Source organism: Pseudomonas sp. MIS38, assembly GCF_019891575.1.
Taxonomy (GTDB): Bacteria; Pseudomonadota; Gammaproteobacteria; order Pseudomonadales; family Pseudomonadaceae; genus Aquipseudomonas; species Aquipseudomonas putida_A.
Window position 1 is genome coordinate 25,972 of the sequence record NZ_JAFLXF010000020.1, and the last position, 20,539, is coordinate 46,510.

A 20,539-nucleotide genomic window follows, 5' to 3' on the forward strand; every position below is an offset into this window, starting at 1 on the left:
ACGTCGTCGTGGCCGCGCGTCGACTTCGACTCTGGCCTACAGTGTGCGCAATGAATGGCGCTGGTTTTTACTCGGTAAATCTGTAAGGGAAGGTTGATGGAAGCGCGTCGCGAGACTCCGCTGGGGGATACCCAGGACCCGTTTGCCGCACCGAATGCCGGTGTCCGGCGTTTATGGCGCTGGGCTCGCCGGCAGTGGCTGATACCGATTCTGTTGTTGGCGACGGTGGTGCGTTTTTATGACCTGAACGCCGCCGCGATCTGGGGCGACGAAGGCTCAAGCCTGTTGCTGGCGAACTATTCGCTGAGTGGTATCTGGGAGCACGCGGCGTTCGACGTGCATCCGCCGTTGTATTTCATGCTGCTGCACGGCTGGATCGGGTTGTTCGGCGACACGATTCTGTCGATCCGCAGCCTCAGCGCGCTGGCCGGCATCGCCACGGTCGGGCTGGGTGTGTGCCTGGTCGATCGCCTGGCCACTCGTCGCGCCGCAATCATTGCCGGGGTGCTGCTGGCGTTGCTGCCGACGGCGGTGCGCTACAGCCAGGAAGTGCGCATGTACTCGCTGCTCGGCCTGCTCCTGATCGGTTCCACACTGGCGCTGATTTGTTGGGTCAGGCGTCCGCAGCGCCACCGGTATCTGCTGATCTATGCATTGCTGATGAGCGCCGCGTTGTATACCCACTACTTCGCCGTGCTGGCGGCGCTGAGCCATTGGCTGTATCTGGGGCTGATTCGCCTGCTGCCTGGCTATCGCCTGCGGCATATCCAGCGCAAGGACTGGTGGCTGGCCAATCTGGCCATCGTTGTGCTCTACCTGCCGTGGTTGCCGAACCTGCTTGATCTGACGCAACACATGGAAGAACTCAAGGTCGGTGGCGATGTGGGCTGGGAAGATCCAGTGACCCTGTCCTCGCTGCCGTCGATGATCTGGCTCTGGTTGATCCAGGACGAGGGCGAGCATCTGCCATTGCTGCTGTTCTGCGGCGTACCGCTGGCTCTGCTGGCGCTGGCGGGCGTGGCCGTGGCCCGCGACCGCAGCGTGAACCATGGCAGCGTTTTGCTGGCGCTTTACACCGGTGTGCCGTTGTTGCTGGTGTTCGCGGTGTCCTTCATCAGTCCGGTGTTCATCGAGCGTTACCTGACAGCCTATGCGCTGGGATTGCCGATGCTGGCGGCGCTGGCCATCGACCGGTTGTACCGCCGCGCTCGTGTGCTGGCAGTGGCGGTTCTGGTGTCATGGGTCGGGGTTGAGCTGGTGGGCGTAAACACCAACGCCACGGTCGACCCGCACGATCAGTTCAATGTCATGGTCGATTACATCAACCGGCATTTCGTCAGCGGTGACCGGATCGTCACCAGCGACATGCTCTGGTATCTCAGTTACGTCTACTACAACCGCACTGACGCTCAGGTGCGCCTGTTTACCCCGCCCGCCGCCGATGGTCGTTCGACGCGCCCGAATCACTACGGTTTCGGCACCCTGGTGTCTGAGGAGGTCTATCTGGATCGACTCGACGACCTGCCCAAGGGCAGTGCTCGCGTCTGGTTGATCGGTGATCTGGATGTGGACGTGCCCGATCCGTTCCGACCCTTGCCGAAGAACTGGCAGTTGCGTGATCAGACCCATGCCGGCGGCGCGAATGCGCGACTTTTTTCGTTGACCACCGATAACGGGACAGCGATGCAATGACTTAAACGGTTCACCTTTTCTTTGGCGATAAAAACAGATCTTCATAGTCCGTTTTGCTCTGTTTTGATATCAAAACACTACTAGTCGAAAGGGTATTGTTGGACTACGCTCGTCGGACAAAAGGACTTACAAAGTAGGGTGAAGGGATTGCAGCAGTTCCACTTTATCTCCGGCTTGCCGCGCTCAGGCTCTACCCTGCTTTCTGCGATTCTTCTGCAGAACCCGCGCTTTCATGCCGGCATGACCAGTCCGGTCGGCGCACTCTTCTCCGGTGTCCTTGAACAGTGCGGCGCCGGCAGCGAATTCGGCGCGGTGATCGACACCGAAATGCGCCGGCGCCTGCTGCGCGGGCTGTTCGATTCCTACTATGCCGACAAGGCTGACAAACCGGTGGTGTTCGACACCAACCGGCAGTGGAGTTCGCGCCTGCCGGCGATCAGCGATCTGTTCCCCAAAGCCAAAGTCATTGCCTGCGTGCGCAACGTCGCCTGGGTGATGGACAGCCTGGAACGGTTGTACCGCGCCAATCCTTATGAAAACACCAAGCTGTTCGGCGATGCTGTCGAACGCAACACGGTCTACAGCCGCTGCGAAACCCTGGCCCAGCGCAATCGTCTGGTTGGTTTTGCCTGGGCAGCGCTCAAAGAAGCCTATTACGGCGAGCACGCCGATTCGCTGCTGATCGTCGATTACGACTTGTTGACCCAGGCCCCGGAGCGGGTGCTGCGGCTGGTCTACGACTTCATTGGCGAACCCTGGTTCGAGCACGATTTCGAACACCTGGCCTATGACGCGCCGGAGTTCGACCAGGCCCTGGGTGTGGCCGGCCTGCACAAGGTCAAACCCAAGGTCGCCCTGCAGTCCCGACGCACGATTCTGCCGCCGGACCTGTTCAAGCAATACGCCGATCTGTCCTTTTGGCTCGATGGCTCAGCCAGCGCTGCCAATGTGATTCGTATGAAGTCCGACGCCGCGATCAGTTGATCGCGGCGTTTTTCATTGATGCGTTTACAACTGTTCGAGTCCGGGTGAGCAACATGTGGTGGAGCAAGCAAAAGTTGCGGGTAACCGAAGGCCAACGGACGCTGGCTGCGCCGCTGATCATGTCGCTGGAACCGCGCATGCTGTTCGACGGCGCTGTCGCGGCCACCGTGGCCGATACCGCTGCGGCCCAGCCCGACAGCCACCCCACTGCCGATGCAGCGAAGGCGCCCACGGCCGATCATCCGTCGGTCAGCAAGGACACCCACGGCCAGGCCGATGCCACGCCGGCTGCCAGCCCTGTCGCCGTACCGGGCCAGAGCGTGGTGTTCGTCGATGCCCGGGTCAAGGATGCCGACAGCCTGCTCAAAGGCGTTGCTCCCGGCGCGCAGGTGGTCAAGCTCGATGCCAGCAAGGACGGCTTGCAGCAGATCGCTGATTACCTCGACCAGCATTCGGGTGTCAGCTCGGTGCAGATCATCGCTCACGGCAACGCCGGTGACCTGTGGCTCGGCAACAGCTATCTGTCGGCGGACAACGTCGCGCAACGCAGTGCGGTGCTGGCGGAAATCGGCAAGGACATGAACGTCGGCGGCGACATTCTCATTTACGGCTGCTACACCGCCGAAGGTGACCGCGGCCTGAGTTTCGTCGATTCGCTGGCACAATTGACCGGCCGCGATGTGGCCGCCTCGAACAACCGCACCGGGGTGGGCGGCGACTGGGATCTGGAAATCGCCACGGGCAGGATCGAGAGCGCCAACGTGCTGTCGACCCTGTCGATGAGCGAGTACCAGTGGGGCCTCGCCACCTGGACTGCCACCAACAATGCGAACACCGGGGTCGGCTCGCTGCGCGCAGCGCTGGCGTCGGCGCAGAACGGCGACATCGTGACCTTCAGCAGCGGCATGACGGTGCAGCTCACCTCGGAATTGCTGATCAACAAGAACATCACCGTTGATGGCGACCTGAACAACGACGGGGTGGCGGACGTCACCCTCGATGGCCAGTACCGGACGCGGGTGGTGGAAATCACCTCCAGCAGCACGGTGACACTCGATGGTCTGGTCATTACTCGCGGATTGGTCTCGGGCAATGGCGGAAATGGCGGCTATGGCGCAACCGGGGCCATGGGCGGGGGGATTTTCAACGCCGGCGTCCTGACCTTGAACAACGTTTCGGTCACCGGTAACGCGGCGGCCGGTGGTGGCGGTGGTGGGGGGGTCACGGGAGCCAACTACGGCGGCGGCGGTGGCGGTGGCGGCGGCCTCGGTGGTCAGGGCGGCGGCCATGGCGGTACGGCCGGGCCGGGCACCGGGACGTTGGGCGGCCAGGCCGGCAGTGGTGGCGTCGGTGGCTACGGCGGTGGCTACGACGCCACGCACATGGGCGGCCGCGGCGGCTCCACCGTCGGCGGTGCCGGCGGCGTGGGCGTGTCCTATTACAGCAACGGCGGCAATGGCGGCACCGTGAACAACGGCACCATTTCGATTGGCGGCGGCGGTGGCGGCTCCGGCTGGGACAAGGTGGGCGGCGTCGGCGGCAATGCGGCCGGCGGCATTTACAACGCCTCCACCGGCACCCTGAAAATTGTCGGCACCTCGGTCATCAGCAACAACCTCGGTGCGGGCGGCGGTGGCGGCGGTGGTAGCGGCCAGGGCAGCAACAACCTGAACGGCGGCGACGGCGGACGGGGTGTCGGTGCGATCTGGAACCAGGGCGGCACGGTACTGATCACCGCCGCCAACTTCAGCGCCATCAGCGGCAACGCGGCCGGCAGCGGCGCCGGCGGCGCAGAACTGGGCGGCGGCGTGACGGGCTCTGTACCGTTGGCCTTCGCGGCGATCTACAACAATGGCGGCACACTCAATACCGCTTATGTGGAACCACCCACCGCAACCATCGTGATGGCGGACACGGCGTTGAAAATCGGCGAAACCTCGCTGGTGACCATCACCTTCAGCCGCGCGGTCACCGGTTTCACCAACGCCGACCTGACCATTGCCAACGGTACGCTGACAGCGGTCAGCAGCAGCGACGGTGGCCTGACCTGGACCGCGACCTTCACTCCGACCAACAACATCACCGACGCCACCAACCTGATCACCCTCGATAACACCGGGGTCAATGCGATCAGCGACGGCGTGGCGGGCGTCGGCACGACCAGTTCCGTCAACTATGCGATCGACACCGTGCGGCCGACCGTGACCATCGTGATGGCCGACACGGCGTTGAAGATCGGCGACACGTCGCTGGTGACCTTTACCTTCAGCGAAGCGGTCACCGGTTTCACCAACGCCGACCTGACCATCGCGAATGGCACACTGTCAGCAGTCAGCAGCAGTGACGGTGGCATCACCTGGACCGGAACGTTCACCCCGACCGCCAGCATCACCGATACCACCAACCTGATCACTCTGGACAACACTGGTATCGCCGACCTCGCCGGCAACGCCGGCAGCGGCACGACTGATTCGGCCAACTACGTGATCGATACCGTGCGGCCAACCGCGACCATTGTCGTGGCCGACAGCAATCTGGCAGCGGGTGAAACCTCGCTGGTGACCATCACCTTCAGCGAAGCGGTCAGCGGCTTCACCACCGCCGACCTGACGGTGGCCAACGGCACCCTGAGCGGTCTGAGCAGCAGCGACGGCGGCATCACCTGGACCGCCACGCTCACCCCGACCACCAACATCACCGACACCACCAACCTGGTCACCCTGGACAACACCGGGGTCGTCGATCTGGCCGGCAATGCCGGCAGCGGCACCACCAATTCCAACAACTACGCCATCGACACTGCGCGGCCGACCGCGACCATCGTGGTGGCCGACAACAACCTGCGGATCGGCGAAACCTCGCTGGTGACCATCACCTTCAGCGAAGCCGTGACCGGCTTCACCAATGCCGACCTGACCATTGCCAACGGCACGTTGTCGGCGCTCAGCAGCAGCGATGGCGGCATCACCTGGACGGCGACCTTCACGCCGACTGCCAGCATCACTGATGCGACCAATCTGATCACGCTGAACAATACCGGCATCGCTGACCTGAACGGCAACGCCGGCAGCGGCACCACCGACTCCAACAATTACGCCATCGACACCGTGCGCCCGACCGCGACCATCGTGGTGGCTGATAACAACCTGCGGATCGGCGAAACCTCGCTGGTAACCATCACCTTCAGCGAAGCGGTGACCGGTTTCACCAACGCCGACCTGACCATTGCCAACGGCACGCTGAGCGCAGTCAGCAGCAGCGACGGCGGCATCACCTGGACCGCGACGTTCACTCCGAGCGCCAGCGTCACCGATACCACCAACCTGATTACCCTGGACAACACCGGCATTGCCGACCTGGCGGGCAACGCCGGTAGCGGCACCACCGACTCCAACAACTACGCCATTGACACCCAGCGCCCGACCGCAACCATCGTGGTCGCCGACAGCAACCTTACGGCCGGCGAAACCTCGTTGGTGACCATCACGTTCAGCGAAGCGGTGAGCGGTTTCACCAACGCCGACCTGACCATCGCCAATGGCACGTTGACGGCGGTGAGTAGCAGCGATGGCGGCATCACCTGGACGGCAACATTCACGCCGAACGTGGGCATCAACGACGCAAGCAACCTGATCACGCTGGCCAATACCGGTATCGCCGACCTGGCGGGCAACGCCGGCAGCGGCACGACCAACTCCAACAACTACACCATCGACACCGTGGTGCCGACCGCGACCATCATCGTGGCGGACTCCAGTCTGAAGATCGGCGAGTCCTCACTGGTGACCATCACCTTCAGCGAAGCGGTGACCGGTTTCAGCAATGCCGACCTGACGATAGCCAACGGCACATTGTCGGCAGTCAGCAGCAGCGACGGTGGCATCACCTGGACAGCGACCTTCACGCCGACCAGCAACATCACCGACGCCACCAACCTGATCACCCTGGACAACGCCGGCGTACAGAACCTGTCGGGCAATGCCGGCAGCGGCACCACCGATTCCAACAATTACTCGATCGACACTCAGCGCCCGACCGCCACCATCGTGGTGGCTGACACCGCGCTCGGCGTCGGCCAGAGCAGTCTGGTGACCATCACCTTCAGCGAAGCGGTGACCGGTTTCACCAACGCCGACCTGACCATCGCCAACGGCACGCTGAGTGCGGTGAGCAGCAGCGACGGCGGCCTCACCTGGACGGCGACGTTCACGCCGGCGGCGGGGATCACCGACACCACCAACCTGATCACCCTGGACAACACCGGCATCGCCGATCTGGCGGGCAACGTCGGCAGCGGTACCACCGACTCCAACAACTATGCGGTCGACAGTCAGCGTCCGACGGCGACCATTGTCATGACCGACAGCGATCTGCGTCCCGGTGAAACCGCGCAGGTGACCATCACCTTCAGTGAGGCCGTGACCGGATTCGACAACTCCGATCTGAGCGTCGCCAACGGCACCCTGAGCAATGTTTCGTCTAGCGACGGCGGCATTACCTGGACGGCCACGTTCACGCCGAACATCGGTATCACCGACCTCACCAACCTGATTGTCCTGAACAACACCGGCATCACCGACCTGGCCGGCAACACCGGCACCGGCACCACCAGTTCGGCCAACTATCAGATCCAGACTCAGGTGCCGACCGCCACCATCGTGGTTGCCGACACGTCGCTCAGGGCCGGGGAAACCTCGCTGGTGACCATCACCTTCAGCGAAGCGGTCAGCGGTTTTGACAACAGCGACCTGACCATCGCCAACGGCACGTTGAGCAATGTCAGCAGCAGCGACGGCGGTATCACCTGGACGGCCACCTTCACGCCGATAGCCAATGTCACCGACGCCATCAACCTGATCACCCTGAACAATGCCGGGGTGGCCAACCTGTCGGGCAACAGCGGCATCGGTACCACCGATTCCAACAACTTCGCCATCGACACCGCGCTGCCGACCGCCACCATCGTGGTTGCCGACAACCGCCTGGGCATCGGTGAAACCACCACAGTGACCATCACCTTCAGCGAGGCGGTGAGCGGGTTTGACCTGTCGGACATCAGCGTCGCCAACGGTGCGCTGTCGAACCTGACCAGCAGCGACGGTGGCGTGACCTGGACGGCGACTTTCACCCCGACAGCCGGCGTCAATGACGCGACCAACCTGATTCTGATCGACACCGCCGGTGTTCAGGATCTGGCCGGCAATGCTGGGGCGAGTATCGCCATCTCCAACAGCTACATCCTCGATGCAACCCGGCCGACGGTGGACATCGTGGTCGCCAATCCGCATCTGGGCATCGGCCAGACCACCACGGTGACCTTCACCTTCAGCGAGGCGGTGAGCAATTTCGACCTGTCCGACCTGAGCGTGACCAACGGCGACCTGAGCAATCTGACCAGCAGCGATGGCGGCAAGACCTGGACCGCGACGTTCACCCCGACCGCGAATGTCACCGACCCGAGCAATTTCATTGCGCTGGACACCAGCAACGTCAGCGACCTGGCGGGCAACGCCGGCAGCACGGTGGCGGTGTCGAACAACTACGCCCTCGACAGCGAACGGCCGACCGCCACGGTGGTGGTTGCCAATCCGAATCTGGGTGTGGGCCAGACCTCGCAGGTGACCATCAGCTTCAATGAGGCGGTGACCGGGTTTGATCTCAGTGACATCAATGTCGGCAACGGCACCCTGTCGAACCTGAGCAGCAACGACGGCGGCAAGACCTGGACCGCGACGCTGACCCCGGGCGCCAACATCAACAGCGCCAGTAATGCGATCAGCGTCAACAGCGCCGGGGTCAGTGACCTGTCCGGCAACAGCGGCAGCGGTGTCAGCAGCTCCAATAACTACGCGATCAATACCGTGCCGCCGGTTATTCCGCCAACGGTGCCGACTACGCCGATCAATGGGGTGATTCCCGATCCGCTGTCCCGCAGCAGCGATCCGGTCGCACCGCCGCCGGCCCCGGACGTGCCGTTGCAACCGTTCGTATTTACGCCACCGACCGGCAATCTCGGCTCGCCGCTGACCTTCCCGCCGCTGTTCGAGCAGCGTGTACTGGGCGACGGCATCCGGCCGCTGGGGGACATTTTCATCAATCACGGTGCTCTGAGCCCGAGCTTCATCGCCCAGGTATTCAGCAGCAGCGACGGAAGCGGTGACGGCAGCGGGCACGGCTTCCTCGGTTTCGGTGGCGGTGATGGCGGAGTCTTCGCCAGCAGTACGCTGTCGAGCCTGTTCCACCAGAACGACGGCGCCGAGCGGGAGGCGCTGAACGCCTTCGACAGTCACTCGCTCAAGGCCGGTGACATTTCCCAAGGGCTGCGCGGGGTATTTGGCGCGCCGACCCTTGGGCAGCAATTGCAACAACTCAAGGACAGCGAGCAGCACCGGGTCGACGACCTGGCAGCGGCATTGCGCCAGGTCGGCATCAGCGAAATGCAGGCCTGAACACACAACTACTCAACACGGTGCGGCACCTAGGGGCGATCCAGGGATGAAGAAAAGTCAGAAGTTGTTCAGCGCCAGCCTGCTGGCGCTGGCGATCAGCGGATGTGCAGTGACCAGTGAGCCGATCGAACGCAGCGTCAGTGAGCAGCGGGCCAGAACCGACCTGCAGAGCATGTACAAGGATCAGGAGCCGCTACGTGGCCCGCTGACCCTGCATCAGGCCATGGCCCGCGCGGTGAAATACAACCTCGAAGGCCGTTTGAAGATCATGGAGGAAGCGCTGGCCAAGCGGCAGCTCGACCTCGCCAGTTTCGACATGCTGCCGCGCATGGCGCTGGACGCCGGTTACGTCGGGCGCAACAACGTCAACGCCTCCAGCAGCCAGAGCGTGCGCACCGGCACTCAGTCTCTGGAACCCTCGACCTCGCAGGACCGCGACCGCGATGTCGCCGACCTGACCATGGTCTGGAACGTCCTCGACTTCGGCGTCAGCTACATCAGCGCCAAGCAGCAGGGCGACCAGCGCCTGATCGTGCAGGAACGCCGGCGCAAGGTGATCAACACCATCGTTCAGGACGTGCGCTCAGCCTATTGGCGCGCGATGGCTGCCGAACGGTTGCTCAAGCAGATCGACAGCCTGATGGCCCGCGTCGACACCGCCCGGCGTGACAGCCAGAGCCTGAGCGATCAGCGCATCGGCGACCCGGTGCAGGCACTCGGTTACCAGCGCTCGCTGATCGAAGCCACGCGGCAACTGGAAGAACAGCGCCGCGCCCTGTCGCTGGCGAAAACCGAATTGGCAACGCTGATCAACCTGCCGCTGGGCACCAACCTGACGCTAGCGACCGATGACGGTTATCAGATTCCCGAACTCAAGGTCGCCATGGCCAAACTCGAGCAGGAAGCCCTGACCAGCCGTCCGGAACTGCGCGAGCAGGATTATCAGAGCCGCATCAGCGCCGCCGAAACCCGCAAGGCGATGTTGCGCCTGCTGCCGGGTCTGGAGTTTTCCGCCGGCGGGCATTACGACAGCAACTCGTTCCTCGTCGAACAGGGTTGGGCCGACTACGGCGTGAAAGTCACCTGGAACCTGTTCAACGTTATTTCCGCTCCGGCGGCCATCGACGTCGCCAAGGCGGGTGAGGAAGTCGCCACCGCCCGGCGTCAGGCGATATCGATCGCGGTGCTGGCGCAGCTGTATGTGGCGAACGCCAACTATCAGGAGGCGCTGCGGCAGTTCAAGACCAATCAGCAACTGTCGGACATCGACGGGCAGATCGTTGGCCAATTGCGCAATCGGCATCAGGCCGCCGGTATCGGTGAACTTGAACTGATTCAGGGCGAGCTGAACAACCTGCAAGCCGACCTGCGCCGTGACTTGTCGTATGCCGATCTGCGCAACGCCTATGGACAGATCTTCGCCAGCGCTGGTCTCGACCCGCTGCCGGATCAGGTGCAGTCCACCGAAGTGCAGTCGATCGCCACGGCGTTGGCCAACCGCGAGTCCGCGTGGGCGTCGGGGGATATCTCGGTGCCTGTGGTGGCGCATGCCGCTGCCCGATAATCTGCTGGCGCCCGTCGCCAGCGTCAGCCGCTCGCAACGCGAAGCCCGCAACGGCCATCGCGGCGCGGCGATTTTGTTGACTGGCCTGCCGGCGGCGGGCAAATCGACGCTGGCTCAGGCGTTGCACGCCGAGCTATTCGCCTGTGGATTGCACAGCGTGGTGCTCGATGGCGACGGCTTGCGGGTCGGGCTCAATCGCGATCTGGGGTTCAGCGACGCCGATCGCCTGGAGAACATCCGCCGTGCCAGCGAGCTGGCAGCGCTGCTGGTGGAGAACGGGCAGATCGTGATTCTGGCGATGATCGCGCCGTTGCTGGAGCTGCGCGAGGTGTTCGCCCAGCGTTTGGGTGCGGACTATCGCGAGGTCTGGTGCAGCGCGTCGTTGGCGGTGTGCGAGCGGCGTGATCCGAAGGGGCATTACGCCCGCGCGCGGCGTGGCGAAATGGCCGGTTTCACCGGGGTTTCGGCACCGTACGAGCCGCCCGCGCAGCCCTCGCTGGTGCTCGACACCGGCGTGCAGACTGTGGAGGCCTGCCTGGATCGGCTGCTGACCTGGCTTGGCGAATGCGCGGTGTTGCCCAAGGCATGAGCCGCCCGGTCTGTTCGCGTCTGCCGGTGGCGGTGGACTTGCCGCTGCTGTTGCAGGCGCTGCAGGCGATTGCCGAAGAGGCATGGCACGGCCACTTCAACACGGATTACTTCACGGGCGACTGGAGCGGTGTGGCACTGATTTCCGCCGCCGATGCGCTGACCGAGTTATCGCCCGGGCGCGGCGAAACGCTGCAGCGCACGCCTTGGCTGTGCGATGAACGCTGGCGGTTGGGGCTGCGCGATCTGACGCTGGATATCGTCTGTGCGCGCTTGTTGCGACTGGGGCCGGGCGGGCGAATTCACGAGCATCGTGATTACGACCTGGAAGGGCCGGATGCCGATCTGCGCCTGCATATTCCGTTGCTCAGCCCACCTGCAGTGGATTTCTGGCTCGATGATCAACGGGTGCCGATGGCGGCGGGGGAGTGCTGGTTTCTCGATCTTGCTCGTGCGCATCGGGTGGATAATTTCGATACCTGCGCGCGGATTCATCTGGTGCTCGACTGCCGGCCCGGGGCCTGGCTCAAGCAGAAGATCGCCGAAGGTTTGCGCGACACTCCTGCAACGCAACCGGCCGATTCGGCGTTACAGCAATTCCAGCGACTGGTTGCAGGTGACGCAGCGTTGGCGGCGACTCTGCAGCACATGGCGGAGCCTGAGTCGTTCATCGAGCGCACTCTGGAGCTGGCCGCCAAACACGGCTTGCCATTCTCCCGCGAAGAACTGCGCGCCGCGATGCGCAGCGGTCGTCGGCAATGGAACGAACAATGGAGCGGCTGAATCTGCACGGTTGGTTGCCGATCCGGATCTGGCCGCTGGCGGGGCAGTGGCAAGTCGACTGGTGCTGGTTTGCTGACACGCCACTGCATCAGCCTTTTTTTCGTGACGCCGTCGAAGAGGCGCTGCGGTTGCCGTTCAATCAGGCTTTTCGCCGGCAGACATCGCTGTCGGTGCTGACCGAGTGGCAAGCGCAAAGCCCGGGGTTGGCGCCGAGTGCCTTTATCCTGCACGCCTCGCGTTGCGGTTCGACGTTGATCAGCCAGATGCTCGCGCGGCTCGATGACCATATTGTGGTCTCGGAGCCACCGCCGCTTGATGCGCTTTTGCGAGGTGAGCTGCCCGAAGTCGAGCGGCGTGCAGCGATCCGTGGATTGCTCTCGGCCTACGGTCAACGTCGACGCGGTGTCGAGCAGCGACTGGTGATCAAGCTCGACGCCTGGAACATCGGCGAGTGGCCGCTGTTGCAGGCATGCTTTCCCGATACGCCATGGTTGTTCGTGTACCGCGATCCGCTGGAAATCGCCGTGTCGCACGTGCGCCGTCCGGGGATGCACATGGTGCCGGGGATGCTTGGGAACTGTGTGCTCGACGATGGTTTGCCGTTTACCGGCAGTGAAGACTTCATCGCACGACGGCTTGGTCGCTTGCTGGCGTCGGCTTATCTGCACTGCCGTGAGGGTGATGGACTGCTGGTGAACTACAGCGAATTGCCCGAGGCCATGGCCGGCCGATTGGCGAATTTTTTCCGCTTGAATGCCGAGCAGCGGCAGCAGGTGTTGGCGGCGACGGTGCAGCACGCCAAGCAGCCGTCCCAGCGTTTTGTCGCTGATGGCGAAGACAAGCGCCGCGAGGCTTCGCCGTGGTTGCGCGAACGGGTTCGGCAATGTGCCCAGGATGCCTTTGTGAATCTTGAGTTGCTGCGATCTTTTGCTGTCAGGTTTTTCCCGACAGATCCGCCATCCCCTTGAGCAACTCGATCGGCAACGGAAAGACAATCGTCGAGCTCTTGTCACCGGCAATCGAACTCAGCGTCTGCATGTAACGCAATTGCATGGCACCGGGCTGGCGGCCGAGCATTTCGGCGGCTTGCATGAGTTTTTCCGAGGCCTGCAGTTCGCCTTCGGCGTGGATCACCTTGGCCCGGCGTTCGCGTTCGGCTTCGGCCTGTTTGGCAATCGCACGCACCATCGATTCGTTGAGGTCGACGTGCTTGATCTCGACGTTGGCGACCTTGATGCCCCAGGCATCGGTCTGGGCGTCGAGCACCTGCTGGATGTCGATGTTCAACTGCTCGCGCTCGGCCAGCAGTTCATCCAGCTCATGTTTGCCGAGCACTGCGCGCAGGGTGGTCTGCGCCAGTTGGCTGGTGGCCGAAAGAAAATCTTCGACCTGAATGATCGCCTTCTGCGGATCGAGTACCCGGAAGTACAGCACCGCGTTGACCTTCACCGAGACGTTGTCGCGGGTGATCACATCCTGTGGCGGCACGTCGAGGACCACGGTGCGCAGGTCGACCCGGACCATTTGCTGCACCACCGGAATCAGCAGGATCAGCCCCGGGCCCTTGACCTGCCAGAAGCGTCCGAGCTGGAACACCACGCCGCGCTCGTACTCACGCAGGATGCGGAAGGTCGACCCGGCGAGGGCGATCACCAACAGCAGCAGTGCAACGAAACCGATTTGCAGACCCATGATCACTCTCCGTGTCGCACCGCATCAGTCGCGGCGACTTTCAGCAGTAAGCCTTTACGCCCGACCACGCGTACCGATTGTCCGGTGTGCAGCGGTGTCGTGCTGTGCACTTGCCAGTGTTCACCCTGCAATTGCACCCAACCGTTGTGGGCGTTTTGCGCTTGCACGGTGGTCACCGCCGTCACGCTGCCGACCAGCCCGGCATCGCCGCTGACGGCGTGGCGCGGGCGGGTTTTCAAGGCGCGGACGATCAATGCGATCAGCAGCAGAGCGCTGAGCAGGCCGAGGCCGATAATCATCGGTACCGGCAAATCGGCGTTGCCCAGAATCAGCGCGCCGATGACGAACATGATGATTCCGCCCAGGCCGATCACCCCGTAGTTGGGCAGCGCGGCTTCGGCAATCAGAAAGGCAATCCCGAGGGTGATCAGCCACAGGCCGACCGGATTGACCGCCGTCGGCAGGACATCAGCCGCGAGGGCCGAGCCGCTGGCCAGCAGTATCAGGAAAAACGTGCAACATCGGCTGTTCACGTGACCCTCCGGGAGAGTCATGGGGGTGTTTCCTTAAGTCTAGTTGAGCCTGACGTCGTATGAATTTTGATCAATAAGCGGATGTGTCCAATGAGCGGATTTCCCTTCATCAGCAACTGGCCGAACTAGACTCAGCAGAACAGGCACAACGTTCAGCGGGACACCGAGGTGCAGCATGCGTATGGCAAAAAAAGTGCAGAGCAGCCTGAACCGGGCGCATTGCGAATATGACATCGTGGCCCACCGCCACTCGGCCAGCAGTCTGGAAACCGCACGGGTTTCCGGGGTGCCCGCCGAACGCGTGGCCAAGTCGGTCATTCTCGACGACCATCACGGGCATTACCTGATGGCCGTGCTGCCCGCCAGCCGGCACCTGGATTTGAGCAAAGTGCGCAGCAGCGGTGAATGGCAGATCACTCGCGAGAGCAATCTGGCGCATATCTTCGATGACTGCGAACGCGGCGCGGTGCCGCCACTGGGTGATTCCTATGGCCTGGACATGGTCATCGACCCGCTGCTGACTCGGCAGAAAGACATTTACCTGGAAGCCGGCAACCACAACTACCTGCTGCACATGAGCATGCCCGAGTTTCTGAAAATGGTGCCGCATGCGCAGGTGCAGGAGTTGAGTCATTAGGTTTTGTGGTGCGGCCACTGACGCCTTCGCGAGCAAGCCCGCTCCCACAGGTTGACCGCAATCCCCTGTGGGAGCGGGCTTGCTCGCGAATAATCGCCCATCCACCGCATTCCTTAAGGAGTCCTCCATGGAGCAGCCCACCCACAGCCTCCCATCCCTGTTCAAGCAACTGGGACTGGACAGCGACCCGACTGGCATCGAGCAATTCATCGCCACCCATTCACCACTCAAACCCGAATTGCACCTCGCAGACGCGTTTTTCTGGAGCAAAAGCCAGGCGGATTTTTTGCGCGGCGAGATTCTTGATGATGCGGATTGGGCGGAGGTGGTGGATCAGTTGAATGTGTTGTTGCGCAATGGGCGGGAGGGATAACCATTATTTTGCGAACGGCCACATCTGTTTACGGTGCGCACGACCAACGGGCAGATTTGTTTCAAAACTTGACTGAAATTCCCCGCCAATGCGATATTGATAGTTAGCAAACTAACAGTGTGCATTTTCCCGTGCCGAATTCCCTCGACGCTCTTCAGATGAACATCAGCAGTGCCATGGTGGTGGCCGCCAGGCATTGGCGGAAGATCTGCCAGACCACGCTGGTCAACTATGGAATCTCCGAAGCCTGCGCCGTGCCGTTGTTGATGATCGGACGGCTGGGCGAGGGTGTGCGTCAGGTGCAGGTGGCGCAGGCAGCCGGGATGGAGAGTCCGTCGCTGGTGCGCCTGCTCGATCAGTTGTGCCACGCCGGCTACGTCTGCCGCACCGAAGATGCGCAGGATCGTCGGGCCAAGTGCCTGAGCCTGACCGACACCGGCCGTGAACTGGTGCAAGCGGTGGAGATCGAACTGGTGCGTCTGCGTCATGAAGTGCTCGAAGGCATCGACCAGAGTGATCTGGAGGCTACGCTTCGGGTACTGCGAGCTTTTGAGGCAGCCAATCCGCCTGTGGTGATCAATTCTTGAACGGTTTTTTCTCTGGCATCCCGCCTGCCCGCGACTGGTTCTACGGGGTCCGAACCTTTGCAGCGTCGATGATTGCGCTGTACATCGCCTTGCTCATGCAAATGCCGCGTCCGTATTGGGCGATGGCCACGGTGTACATTGTCTCCAGCCCGTTTCTCGGGCCGACCAGCTCCAAGGCGCTGTACCGCGCCATCGGCACTTTTCTCGGAGCGGCGGCGGCAGTGCTGTTCGTGCCGATGTTCGTGCAGAGTCCGTACGTGTTGGTGGTGGTGATTGCCTTGTGGACGGGGATCCTGTTGTTCCTGTCGCTGCACCTGCGTACCGCCAATAACTACGCACTGATGCTGGCCGGTTATACCTTGCCGCTGATCGCCCTGCCGACCGTGGATAATCCGCTGGCGGTGTGGGACGTGGCGGAAGCGCGTACCGAAGAGATTTTTCTCGGTATCGCCGTGGCGGCGGTGGTCGGCGCGATGTTCTGGCCGCGTCGCTTGGCGCCGGTGTTCAACGACGCGGTGGGCAAATGGTTCGCTGACGCCACCACCTACAGCCTGAAGTTTCTCAGCCGCGACGTGCAGCCGGAACAGATCGCCGCGCTGCGCATGGCCATGGTCGCCAATTTCAACAGCCTTGAATTGATGATCGGCCAGTTGCCCCACGAAGGCGCTCGACCGCAAACCGTGCGCAACACAAAGGAACTGCGCGGGCGGATGATCCACCTGCTGCCGGTGATCGACGCTCTGGAAGATTCGCTCTACGCGCTTGAACGGCGCACACCGGAACTGGTGGAAAAGTTTGCCCCGCTGTTGACCGCGACCCAGCAATGGCTCGGCCATAACGACGCCGATCTCGAACGGTGGCAGGCGCTCAAGGATCAACTTCAGGCCTTGCAGCCAAGCTGCGAGGCGCTGGAAGATCGCAAGCAATTGCTGTTCTCCAACGCGATTTATCGCCTCGGCGAATTCATCGATCTGTGGCAGGACTGCCGCAGCCTGCAGGACGCGATTCTCTGCGAGCGCCAGGACAGCTGGCGTGCGGTGTACCGGCACTGGCGCCTCGGGCGGCTGACGCCGTTTCTCGACCGCGGGATGATGCTGTATTCGGTGGCCTCGACCGTTCTGGCGATCATCGTCGCTTCGGTGCTGTGGATTCTGCTCGGCTGGCCGGACGGTGGCAGTGCGGTGATTCTGGCGGCGGTAGCGTGCAGTTTCTTCGCCTCGATGGACGACCCGGCACCGCAGATCTACCGGTTCTTTTTCTGGACCGGGATGTCGGTGCTGTTCGCCAGCCTTTACCTGTTTCTGATTCTGCCGAACCTGCACGATTTCCCGATGCTGGTACTGGCGTTTGCGGTTCCGTTCATCTGTGTCGGCACCCTGACGGTGCAGCCACGCTTCTTCCTCGGCATGCTCCTGACGCTGGTCAACACCTCGTCGTTCATCAGCATTCAGGGCGCTTACGACGCGGACTTCTTCGCCTTCGTGAACTCCAACCTGGCCGGCCCTCTGGGCCTGCTGTTCGCGTTTATCTGGACCCTGATCGCCCGCCCGTTCGGCGTCGAGCTGGCCGCCAAACGTCTGACCCGCTTCAGCTGGAAAGACATCGTGCGCATGACCGAGCCGGCCAATCTGGCCGAACATCGGCATCTGGGCGTGCAGTTGCTCGATCGTCTGATGCAGCACTTGCCGCGTCTGGCCATGACCGGCCAGGACACCGGGATTGCCATGCGTGAAGTGCGCGTGGGCCTGAACCTGCTCGATCTGCTGGCTTACACGCCACGGGTCAGCGGCGCGCCGAAGGCCCTGCTGCAGCAAGTGGTGGCTGAGGTCGGCGAGTATTTCCGCGCGTGTCTGAAGGCCGGCGAACGCTTGCCGGCGCCGAGTCCGTTGCTGATGACCATGGACCGCGCGCGCCGCGCGCTCAAAGGCCACGGCGACGAAGAAACCCGGCTAAACCTGTTGCATGCCTTGAGCGGTTTGCGCCTGGCGCTGCTGCCCGGCGTGGAATTCGTCAGCACCAGCGATGCCGAAGAACCGCTGCCCGATGGAGCGCCCCTATGATCGGTGATCTGGATATCAGCGGGATTTTCCTGCCGACCCTGCTGGTGTTGATGGGCATCACCTATGTGTTGTTTCTGCTGGTGCATGGCGTGCTCACGCGCCTGCACTTTTACCGTCTGGTCTGGCACCGGGCATTGTTCAACGTGGCCCTCTACGCCGTGATGCTGTACGGCGTGGACTCACTCAGTCGATACCTGATGACATGAAAAAACCGTTTCTGACTATCGGTCGCGTGGTACTGACCCTGCTGATCGTGACTTTTGCCGTTGTCCTCGTCTGGCGCATGGTGATGTATTACATGTTCGCGCCGTGGACCCGTGACGGCCACATCCGTGCCGACATCATCCAGATCGCTCCGGACGTGTCCGGGCTGATCCAGCAGGTCGAGGTCAAGGACAACCAGTTGATCAAGCGCGGTCAAGTGCTGTTCAGCATCGATCAGGACCGCTTCAAACTGGCCCTGCGTCAGGCTAAAGCGGCGGTTGCCGATCGCGAGGAAACCCTGGCTCAAGCCCAGCGCGAAGCCAAGCGTAACCGTGGCCTGGGCAATCTGGTGCCGGCCGAACAGCTGGAAGAAAGCCAGTCGAAAGTCGCCCGGGCGCAATCGGCGCTGGCCGAAGCGCTGGTGACGGTGGACAGCGCGCAGCTCAACCTCGACCGTTCGGTGATCCGCAGCCCGGTGGACGGCTACGTCAACGACCGCGCGCCGCGTGTGCAGGAATTCGTCACCGCCGGGCGTCCGGTGTTGTCGGTGGTCGACAGCAACTCGTTCCACATCGACGGCTATTTCGAAGAAACCAAACTCGATGGCATTCATGTCGGTCAGTCGGTGGATATCCGCGTGATCGGCGACAAAGCCAGGCTGCGTGGGCATGTCGAAAGCATCGTCGCCGGTATCGAAGACCGCGACCGCACCAGCGGCAACAACCTGCTGCCCAACGTCAACCCGGCGTTCAGCTGGGTGCGCCTGGCACAACGGATTCCGGTGCGTATCGCTTTTGACGAAGTGCCGGAAGACTTCCGCATGATCGCCGGGCGGACCGCCACCGTGTCGATCATCGACGACAAAACACAGGAGCCCGCGCAATGAACAAGGCCCTGATGATCGCCGGGTTGGGCGTGATGCTCTCGGCCTGTCAGATGGTCGGGCCGGACTATCACCTGCCCGCTGACGCGGCGGTACAGCGCAAGGACTTTCAGGGCGAACTGGCGGTGGAGGGCAAACCGGTGGTGTCAGCGCCGGTGCCGGCGGATTGGTGGCGGCTGTATAAGGACCCGCGTCTGGATCAACTGGTGCAGCAGGCCATGGCGTCCAACACGGATTTGCGCGTAGCGGCGGCGAACCTTCAACGGGCTCGCGCGCAAGTCGATGAGGCCGAAGCGGCGGGTGGCTGGAGCGCAGGCGTAAAGATGGGCGCCCAGCGTTTGCAGGAATCCGGTCAGGCGTTCTTGCTGCCGGAAAAAGTCCCGGTCGACAACGTCGGCGATATTGGCATCAGCGCGTCTTATCAGTTCGATCTGTGGGGCACCCTGCAACGCGGTATCGAAGGCGCGAAGGCTAACGCCGATGCGACTCAAGCAGCGGCTGACACCGCACGCATCACTTTGGTGGCCGATGTGGTTCGCGCCTACACCCAAGTGTGCGCGGCCAACGAAGAGCGGGAAATTGCCCAGCATTCCCTCGATCTGCAATCGCAGAGCACCACGCTGATCCAGCGCCTGCGCGATGCCGGGCGTGGTGATGAGACCCAAGTCACCCGTTCGCAAACCCAATTCAAGTCGTTGCGCGCCGACCTGCCGCGCTATGAGGCAGCGCGTCAGGCCGGGTTGTTCCGCCTGTCGATGCTGCTGGCCAAACCGGTCGAGCAATTGCCGGCCGGTACCGCCACTTGTGCCGAACTGCCGAAAATTGCCCAACTGGTGCCGGTGGGCGACGGTGCGGCGCTGCTCAAGCGTCGTCCCGATATCCGTCAGGCGGAACGTCGCTTGGCGGCCTCGACAGCGGGCATCGGCGTCGCCACGGGCGAGCTGTATCCGGACATCAGCATCGGCGCGACCATCGGCACCGTCGGTCTTATTGACGACTTGGGCGATCCGTCGACCAACCGCTGGGGCTTCGGCCCGTCGTTGAGTTGGAAGGTGCCGACCAACGGCGCCCGTGCGCGGATCCGTGAAGCCGAGGCCAACACCCAGGCCGCACTGGCGCATTTCGACGGCGTGGTGCTCAACGCCATCCGCGAAACCCAGACCGGTCTGGCCCAATACAGCGCGCTGCTGCAACGCCGCGACGCCCTGGCCGATGCCGAGCAGTCGGCGAAACTGGCGGCGGACCAGACCCACCGCTTCTTCCAGGCCGGGCGCGAGTCGTTCCTCGCCGACCTGCAGGCGACCCGCACCTACACCGACGTCACCGCGCAACTGGCCGCCGCCAACACCCAGGTCGCCATGAGCCAGATCGATTTGTTCCTCGCCCTCGGTGGCGGTTGGGAAAGCGGACGAACGCAAGCCTCGAGCGCCAGCAAACCCTGAAGCCGTTGCTATGCTTTGAAGTGTTGAAGGGGTGCCACGTGCAACGCACCCTTTCAGCGCACATTGCT

16 protein-coding genes are annotated in these 20,539 nt (G+C 62.7%); 14 read left to right on the forward strand and 2 right to left on the reverse strand.

The window, feature by feature from the left end; translation table 11 throughout:
* The first annotated feature begins 96 nt into the window (after window positions 1–96).
* The 7 genes from J1G18_RS20880 (at window position 97) to J1G18_RS20910 (ending at window position 13,028) form a co-directional block, all read left to right on the forward strand.
* A complete protein-coding gene (locus J1G18_RS20880) occupies window positions 97–1,692 on the forward strand; it encodes a glycosyltransferase family 39 protein (protein ID WP_098966569.1) in 1,596 nt (531 codons plus the stop codon).
* 138 nt (window positions 1,693–1,830) lie between these two features.
* Window positions 1,831–2,676, forward strand: coding sequence for a sulfotransferase family protein (locus J1G18_RS20885; RefSeq protein ID WP_135294699.1), 846 nt, complete (start codon window positions 1,831–1,833; stop codon window positions 2,674–2,676).
* Between the two features lie 137 nt (window positions 2,677–2,813).
* On the forward strand, window positions 2,814–9,125 hold the full coding sequence (locus tag J1G18_RS20890) for an Ig-like domain-containing protein (protein WP_262415643.1): 6,312 nt from the start codon (window positions 2,814–2,816) through the stop codon (window positions 9,123–9,125).
* A gap of 46 nt (window positions 9,126–9,171) precedes the next feature.
* Entirely contained in the window at window positions 9,172–10,689 is a 1,518-nt protein-coding gene (locus J1G18_RS20895; protein WP_223008383.1) for a TolC family protein, read from the forward strand.
* A complete protein-coding gene (gene cysC, locus J1G18_RS20900; protein WP_223008384.1) occupies window positions 10,673–11,278 on the forward strand; it encodes an adenylyl-sulfate kinase in 606 nt (201 codons plus the stop codon). Before J1G18_RS20895 ends, cysC begins: the two co-directional genes overlap by 17 nt.
* Window positions 11,275–12,060 (forward strand): aspartyl/asparaginyl beta-hydroxylase domain-containing protein, encoded by a 786-nt coding sequence (locus J1G18_RS20905; protein ID WP_223008410.1) that lies wholly within the window; start codon window positions 11,275–11,277, stop codon window positions 12,058–12,060. Before cysC ends, J1G18_RS20905 begins: the two co-directional genes overlap by 4 nt.
* Window positions 12,048–13,028: a sulfotransferase family protein gene (locus J1G18_RS20910; protein ID WP_223008385.1), complete on the forward strand. Its 981-nt coding sequence runs from the start codon at window positions 12,048–12,050 to the stop codon at window positions 13,026–13,028. The genes J1G18_RS20905 and J1G18_RS20910 overlap by 13 nt, the downstream gene beginning before the upstream one ends.
* Here J1G18_RS20910 and J1G18_RS20915 read toward each other — a convergent pair.
* Window positions 12,994–13,752 (reverse strand): slipin family protein, encoded by a 759-nt coding sequence (locus J1G18_RS20915; RefSeq protein WP_041070974.1) that lies wholly within the window; start codon window positions 13,750–13,752, stop codon window positions 12,994–12,996. The genes J1G18_RS20910 and J1G18_RS20915 overlap by 35 nt on opposite strands.
* 2 nt (window positions 13,753–13,754) lie before the next feature.
* Window positions 13,755–14,306 (reverse strand): NfeD family protein, encoded by a 552-nt coding sequence (locus J1G18_RS20920; RefSeq protein WP_223008386.1) that lies wholly within the window; start codon window positions 14,304–14,306, stop codon window positions 13,755–13,757.
* 154 nt (window positions 14,307–14,460) lie between these two features.
* Here J1G18_RS20920 and J1G18_RS20925 point away from each other — a divergent pair, with 154 nt between their 5' ends.
* The 7 genes from J1G18_RS20925 (at window position 14,461) to J1G18_RS20955 (ending at window position 20,471) form a co-directional block, all read left to right on the forward strand.
* The gene (locus J1G18_RS20925; protein WP_134785138.1) at window positions 14,461–14,922 is read left to right on the forward strand and encodes an aminoacyl-tRNA deacylase; all 462 of its coding nucleotides are present in this window, start codon (window positions 14,461–14,463) and stop codon (window positions 14,920–14,922) included.
* 127 nt (window positions 14,923–15,049) lie between these two features.
* Window positions 15,050–15,295, forward strand: coding sequence for a DUF2789 domain-containing protein (locus J1G18_RS20930; protein WP_098966581.1), 246 nt, complete (start codon window positions 15,050–15,052; stop codon window positions 15,293–15,295).
* 158 nt (window positions 15,296–15,453) lie between these two features.
* On the forward strand, window positions 15,454–15,882 hold the full coding sequence (locus tag J1G18_RS20935; protein ID WP_007961473.1) for a MarR family winged helix-turn-helix transcriptional regulator: 429 nt from the start codon (window positions 15,454–15,456) through the stop codon (window positions 15,880–15,882).
* The gene (locus J1G18_RS20940) at window positions 15,879–17,942 is read left to right on the forward strand and encodes an FUSC family protein (RefSeq protein WP_096796923.1); all 2,064 of its coding nucleotides are present in this window, start codon (window positions 15,879–15,881) and stop codon (window positions 17,940–17,942) included. Before J1G18_RS20935 ends, J1G18_RS20940 begins: the two co-directional genes overlap by 4 nt.
* Window positions 17,939–18,148: a DUF1656 domain-containing protein gene (locus tag J1G18_RS20945; protein WP_098966584.1), complete on the forward strand. Its 210-nt coding sequence runs from the start codon at window positions 17,939–17,941 to the stop codon at window positions 18,146–18,148. Before J1G18_RS20940 ends, J1G18_RS20945 begins: the two co-directional genes overlap by 4 nt.
* Window positions 18,145–19,032: an HlyD family secretion protein gene (locus J1G18_RS20950; protein ID WP_041070994.1), complete on the forward strand. Its 888-nt coding sequence runs from the start codon at window positions 18,145–18,147 to the stop codon at window positions 19,030–19,032. Before J1G18_RS20945 ends, J1G18_RS20950 begins: the two co-directional genes overlap by 4 nt.
* Window positions 19,029–20,471 carry an efflux transporter outer membrane subunit gene (locus J1G18_RS20955; RefSeq protein ID WP_098966586.1) on the forward strand — a complete coding sequence of 481 codons (1,443 nt, stop codon included), beginning with the start codon at window positions 19,029–19,031 and terminating at the stop codon, window positions 20,469–20,471. Before J1G18_RS20950 ends, J1G18_RS20955 begins: the two co-directional genes overlap by 4 nt.
* Window positions 20,472–20,539 lie beyond the last annotated feature (68 nt).

Excerpts from the sequence above, each read along its gene's own strand:
- J1G18_RS20890 (WP_262415643.1), top strand. The coding sequence starts at position 2,814 with ATGCTGTTCGACGGCGCTGTCGCGGCCACCGTGGCCGATACCGCTGCG.
- J1G18_RS20920 (WP_223008386.1), bottom strand. The coding sequence starts at position 14,306 with ATGACTCTCCCGGAGGGTCACGTGAACAGCCGATGTTGCACGTTTTTC.
- J1G18_RS20910 (WP_223008385.1), top strand. The coding sequence starts at position 12,048 with ATGGAGCGGCTGAATCTGCACGGTTGGTTGCCGATCCGGATCTGGCCG.
- J1G18_RS20930 (WP_098966581.1), top strand. The coding sequence starts at position 15,050 with ATGGAGCAGCCCACCCACAGCCTCCCATCCCTGTTCAAGCAACTGGGA.
- cysC (WP_223008384.1), top strand. The coding sequence starts at position 10,673 with ATGCCGCTGCCCGATAATCTGCTGGCGCCCGTCGCCAGCGTCAGCCGC.
- J1G18_RS20945 (WP_098966584.1), top strand. The coding sequence starts at position 17,939 with ATGATCGGTGATCTGGATATCAGCGGGATTTTCCTGCCGACCCTGCTG.
- J1G18_RS20880 (WP_098966569.1), top strand. The coding sequence starts at position 97 with ATGGAAGCGCGTCGCGAGACTCCGCTGGGGGATACCCAGGACCCGTTT.
- J1G18_RS20915 (WP_041070974.1), bottom strand. The coding sequence starts at position 13,752 with ATGGGTCTGCAAATCGGTTTCGTTGCACTGCTGCTGTTGGTGATCGCC.
- J1G18_RS20925 (WP_134785138.1), top strand. The coding sequence starts at position 14,461 with ATGCGTATGGCAAAAAAAGTGCAGAGCAGCCTGAACCGGGCGCATTGC.
- J1G18_RS20895 (WP_223008383.1), top strand. The coding sequence starts at position 9,172 with ATGAAGAAAAGTCAGAAGTTGTTCAGCGCCAGCCTGCTGGCGCTGGCG.
- J1G18_RS20905 (WP_223008410.1), top strand. The coding sequence starts at position 11,275 with ATGAGCCGCCCGGTCTGTTCGCGTCTGCCGGTGGCGGTGGACTTGCCG.
- J1G18_RS20950 (WP_041070994.1), top strand. The coding sequence starts at position 18,145 with ATGAAAAAACCGTTTCTGACTATCGGTCGCGTGGTACTGACCCTGCTG.
- J1G18_RS20935 (WP_007961473.1), top strand. The coding sequence starts at position 15,454 with ATGAACATCAGCAGTGCCATGGTGGTGGCCGCCAGGCATTGGCGGAAG.
- J1G18_RS20955 (WP_098966586.1), top strand. The coding sequence starts at position 19,029 with ATGAACAAGGCCCTGATGATCGCCGGGTTGGGCGTGATGCTCTCGGCC.